Annotated in this window: 5 protein-coding genes and 1 pseudogene; all 6 read left to right on the forward strand. The window is 40.8% G+C overall.

What is annotated here, in order from left to right; genetic code table 11:
- Positions 1-1,129 (forward strand): annotated as a pseudogene (locus tag O3644_RS09890) (hypothetical protein); the annotation flags it as partial.
- 1 nt (position 1,130) lies between these two features.
- A complete protein-coding gene (locus tag O3644_RS09895; RefSeq protein WP_371595624.1) occupies positions 1,131-3,179 on the forward strand; it encodes a DUF859 family phage minor structural protein in 2,049 nt (682 codons plus the stop codon).
- 60 nt (positions 3,180-3,239) lie between these two features.
- Positions 3,240-3,506, forward strand: coding sequence for a hypothetical protein (locus tag O3644_RS09900; protein ID WP_371595625.1), 267 nt, complete (start codon positions 3,240-3,242; stop codon positions 3,504-3,506).
- A gap of 9 nt (positions 3,507-3,515) precedes the next feature.
- Positions 3,516-3,911 carry a phage holin family protein gene (locus tag O3644_RS09905; protein WP_371595626.1) on the forward strand — a complete coding sequence of 132 codons (396 nt, stop codon included), beginning with the start codon at positions 3,516-3,518 and terminating at the stop codon, positions 3,909-3,911.
- Between the two features lie 3 nt (positions 3,912-3,914).
- A complete protein-coding gene (locus tag O3644_RS09910; protein ID WP_371595627.1) occupies positions 3,915-4,118 on the forward strand; it encodes a phage holin in 204 nt (67 codons plus the stop codon).
- A 132-nt stretch (positions 4,119-4,250) separates the two neighbouring features.
- On the forward strand, positions 4,251-4,997 hold the full coding sequence (locus tag O3644_RS09915; RefSeq protein ID WP_371595628.1) for a PlySs2 family phage lysin: 747 nt from the start codon (positions 4,251-4,253) through the stop codon (positions 4,995-4,997).
- Positions 4,998-5,275: the final 278 nt, after the last annotated feature.

Raw genomic sequence — 5,275 nt, forward strand, 5'->3', positions numbered from 1 at the left:
GGATATGGTTGGAACGGTTGAGGTCGGGGGAGTTAATATTTTACCTAATGCAGATTTCTCTAAAACTACGGAAACCTTAACAACTTTTACAGTAGGAGGGAAAATCCATAGAAACACCATTATCAACAAATGGCAAGATCTGTATAATGGGGGTATTCCGAATCCAACAAGTAATTATCACGCTTTCGTGAATAAGACATTTTCCTCTGACAGTCCAGTAATTGAATTCAATGAGAGTAATGGTGTTAGAAACTGGAAAGCATTAAGCCTTATTATTCCAAATAAAGATTTAAGAATAGGTACGTATTATTTTTCTACTGATTTATACGCAACTGGAACAGGGACTAAGATTTGGTTTGGATTCTATTATTACAAAAGTGATGGTAGCCGAAATTTTCACTCAGGACATACCATGGTAAATGTGCCTAGTGCAGGTAGTTGGCAGCGCTTAGGAGGCTCTATTAAGTTAAGTGATGATGTCGATTTTAGTAGAGAAGTCAGGCTCTATATTTATAGTTTTAACTTTTCCACAAATTCAATACTATACCTAAAGAAACCTAAATTAGAAACCGGAAATATTGGTACTGCATTTAGCTTAAAACCTTCAGATGTAGACGACGCTATAAACTCCAAAGCTGACCAAGGTTTAACCCAAGAACAATTAAACAAGCTGGCAGAGCGTGATAATGTCCTTAAAGCGGAGCTGGAGGCAAAAGCTGCTCTTTCTGTAGTCGAAAAATGGATAAAAAAAATCCAGAATCTCACAGCAGTTGAGGAAGCAGGGAGAAAAAGCGCAGAGGCAGCAATCATCAAAGCCAGTGAGCGGATGATAGATCTCCAACGAAAAGTCGGTGAGTTACAGACTGTGACTGAGTTTGTGAATACTTACATGAGCCAGTCTGATGAGGGATTGATTGTCGGTCGTAAAGATGGATCATCTAAAGTCTTGGTTTCTCACGACAGGATATCCTTTGTGTCCGGAGGAAAAGAAGTAGCATCTATTTCTCAAGGGGTGCTCAAGATTGATAATGGTGTATTTGTTAAGAGCTTGCGGATTGGTCGTTTTGTGACTATGCAAGATCCAACAAATCCAGATCGTAATTTAACAATGTATGTAGGAGGTGCTTAATATGGCTCGTAATATCTTCGGCGGTTTATGGGGGCCAGCAATGCAACTTGAAATTGTATCTGGCTGGAACACCCCAAACCAAACCGGGAATTTCTCGACAGTGAATGTACAAGTAAAATTGATTGCAAATAGTCAAGCAGCGATTTACGAACACATTATGCGTACACTGACTATAACTGTTGATGGCAAAGCTCAGAATTTCCAAGTTGATTGTAAAATATCGCAAGGGCAAACTGTGTTGCTCAAGGCAATAGATGTAAATGTGCCACATGATAGTGATGGGAATAAAATTGTCACTATCTCAGCTAGTTTACCTCTAAACATAGGATACTATACGTCGTCATCTGTATCAGAAAGTTTGAGATTGTCCAAAATTCAACGAGCTAGTACTGGTACAAGTGTTAAAGCGACAATTGGAAAGCCTGTAACTCTAAATATAAGTCGTCAAAATAATAATTTCAAGCACTCTATCTGGGTGAAATATGGTAATTATGATAAAAAAATAGCTGGAGATAATATTGAAACCAGTTATACATGGACACCAGAAATGGCTTTGTGTGAGCAAACGCCTGACGCTGCAAGCGGCTTTGGTACGATTACTTACATCACTTACAACAACGCTGCAGAGGTTGGGAGGGATAGTCAAAGGTTAGAATTGACTATCCCTGACAATGTTAAACCGACACTATCAAGTCTGAGTGTGACAGATACTAATACGACTGTTGCACAGATGCTCAAGCCTAATCACTTTATCCGTGTTTTATCTAGTATTAGAGTGAGTCTTGGGCAATCTGCAGGGGCTTATGGTTCGACTATTGTTAGCTATCATGCAGAGATTGTTGGTCAACCGTATGCCTTGGATAAAAATGATATATTTGGCGATATAGACTTTACTGGGCAGGCAACTATCAGAGCAACCGTCACAGATAGTAGAGGTAGGACTAGTGCGCCAAAAGATGTGACTATCAATGTATTAGATTACCATCTGCCACAAATCAGCTTTGATGTACAGCGGATCGGGGCAAATGCTGACCAGTTGCAAATTATCCGTAATGCCAAAATCGCACCTCTGACAATTGACGGAGCACAGAAAAATATCATGAGATTGCGCTTTAAGATAGCGCCATTTGGTACGGATAGATTTGTAGAGGATGTTGGGCCAGCCAGAGGTGATTTCACTACTCTTTCCTCTCTGATCAATTCCGCTGCTAATCTGGGCAGTAAATACCCTGCAGACAAATCTTATATTGTTGTTGGGACTGTCGAGGATCGCTTTACTAGTTCTAGCTATCGGTTCGAAGTGCCAACTCGATCAGTTGTGATGTCTATGGATAAAGATGGTGTTGGTATCAATAAAGTCCGTGAGCGTGGCGCTCTGGATGTCGGAGGTGATATTTATGCTAACAACAAGCCGATTCAGCAGCATCAGCTCACCAGTCATTCGGGTATGACCTTAATGGCCACTGATGATTGGAATAATTATCAGGCCACGGGCTACTATACAGGGTACAATCTAAATAATGCTCCTGATACTGAAAATAAAAGTATCTATGTAAGAGTTACAAGGCATAATAATGATTATGTTTTACAAGAAGCTGTTGATTTTGCTGGTACGGCATTGGCTTACCGAGTAATGTCAGATGGCGTTTGGCAAGAGTGGGTTAGTGTAGCTTCAAAGTCTGACCTAGAAGCTTTAAAACCAGATCCTAAACAAAAAATCCTATATAAGACACTTGTTGGTTTACCTTATGGTATGGCGGCTTATGCTTCTAGGATTGGTGATACAGTCACTATATCCTTAGAACGTAGAATTGTTCGCATCAATCAGAAATATGAAAATGCCAAAATGGCTGAAAACATACCAATCGGATATAGACCAGTGCAAAATATATCATTGATATTACATGCCAATGTATCAGCTAATGTTGTTGGGACTGGTGTACTGCATATCAATACTGCAGGGGATGTATCTTTAACGTCATCATATACAACGGATGCGGTCTGGCTTGGTACGGTTACTTACGTCACAGACAATCCTTGGCCTAATTGAGTAAAAAATCCCTAGCGACTAGAGGGATAATTAGAGCATAAATTAAAGGAGGTACAGACTATGTTAAAAGTCTCAAAATCACGCCAGATTGTGGCAGAGTTTTTCGCAACCGAGGACGAGCAAGAAAAGCTTGTGAAAACCACGGTAGTAAATATCGATCATACAGCCGTTTCAACTGTTTCTGAAACACTGCATGAATCTGAGCTATACGCTAAACATCGAAGTGATATGCGTAAAGATGAGGAAAATCTGCGAAAACTGTGTTATCAAATCGAAGATGAAATTTTGGCGGAGCTTGACACAGCTGGCAAAGCAGAAACAGCGTAGAGGTGGTAGATGCAAGAATCAGATGGACTTTGGGCGATCCTCGATGTCGTAAAGGATTTTTACGAAACGGGTATCGACGACCACTTTTTCGTATTCATTCTATTGGTACTAGTTGTGGCTGATGTCGTCACAGGATTTTGTAAAGCCTGGGCACTTAAAAACTTTTCCAGTCGAAAAGCTCGAACTGGGATCGTGACACATTCAGCAATTTTCGTTATTGCAGCAATTGGTTATCCATTTTTCCTCTTTGCCAATGCCGGCTCACTAGCTGATATGATTATAACAGCTCTTTGTGCAAGCTACGGTGCTAGCTTAGTGACAAATCTGGATATTTTAGGGCTTAAAATACCCTATGTGACCACATTTATAAATGATCGGGTTGATAACCACAAGAAAAAGGAGTGATATATGAAATTATCAAACTCACAGTATGATGTAGCAAAAAAAGCTGTTACCGTAGTAGTACCAGCTGGCATTACATTGATTACTGGTTTGGGTGCCTTGTACAAGTTTGATACAACGGCAATCACAGGAACTATTGCACTACTTGCCACGTTCGCAGGTACTGTACTTGGTATCTCAAGCAAAAAGTACCAAGAAGAAAATGAATGACAAGGAGGTCTAGCATGAAAGCGATAGGCAGAGTGCTTTTACTACTATTACTGATACCGTTAGTATTTCCACTTGGCTTTATTGCAATCATGCTTGACCCGTTTTTAAAATTACTTTATAAGGAGAGTAGAAATGACAACAGTAAATGAAGCATTACAAGATTTGGCCGCTTTGGTGGGGTCTGGGACTCCAGTTGGAAATGGCGAATGTTACGCCCTAGCAAGCTACTATGAAACCCTCATCAATCCAGACAGTACAGTTGGATTGGGAGCTGGTGTAGGATATGTTAGTGGTGCAATTGGAGATACAATTTGCGCAGCTAACATCGGAACAAGCTATGATTGGGAAGCGAACGGCTGGACAGTTGCTAGCGATGGAGTTCTGCAGAGTGGTCAGATTTTAACCATCGAGGGAACAGACTGGAACCCATACGGCCACGTTGTGGTTGTAGAGTCGGTTAATGGTGGTCAACTCGTTGTGATTGAGCAAAACTATGCAGGAGCCCGCTATCCTGTACGCAATTATTACAGCGCATCTGATTACATCCAGACAGTGGCACATTTTATCACGCCGGAGCAGTCGGACGGTGAAACTGCTGGTGAAACTACTAGCGTATCAGACTCAAATCAATATGCCGAAAACGGCACAATGACCGTGACCGTAGATGCCATCAACGTCCGCCGTGCTCCTGACACCTCAGGAGAGGTGGTAGATCAGTATGCCAAAGGACAAAGCTTTAAGTATGATACGGTAATCGTGGATGCTAACGGCTTCGTCTGGGTATCTTACATCGGTGGAAGCGGCAAACGGAACTATGTAGCAACAGGGCCTACTCAAAACGGCAAGCGTTACGGTGCAGCTTGGGGAACATTCAAATAAAAAAGCAGCGGAAACTGCGAATATCAATTTAAAAATAAAGACTCAATAAATCATCTAGCCCCGATCGAAAGATTGGGGATTTTCTGGTATAATGGAAAATATAAAAAATGTCCGTTTTAACGGAAACAGAGCATGATTCCCCTATTTGAGAGGGGCAAAAAAGGGGCAAAAATGCTGTAAATAACCGTAAAATAATGTAAAGATAGTTATTTCAAAGCTGAAAATATAGCGGTTTTAAAAGATATTGTAAGATATGGTAGATGCGTGTAATGTTATTT

The sequence above is a fragment of the Streptococcus sp. 27098_8_113 genome (genome assembly GCF_041432545.1).
GTDB lineage: Bacteria > Bacillota > Bacilli > Lactobacillales > Streptococcaceae > Streptococcus.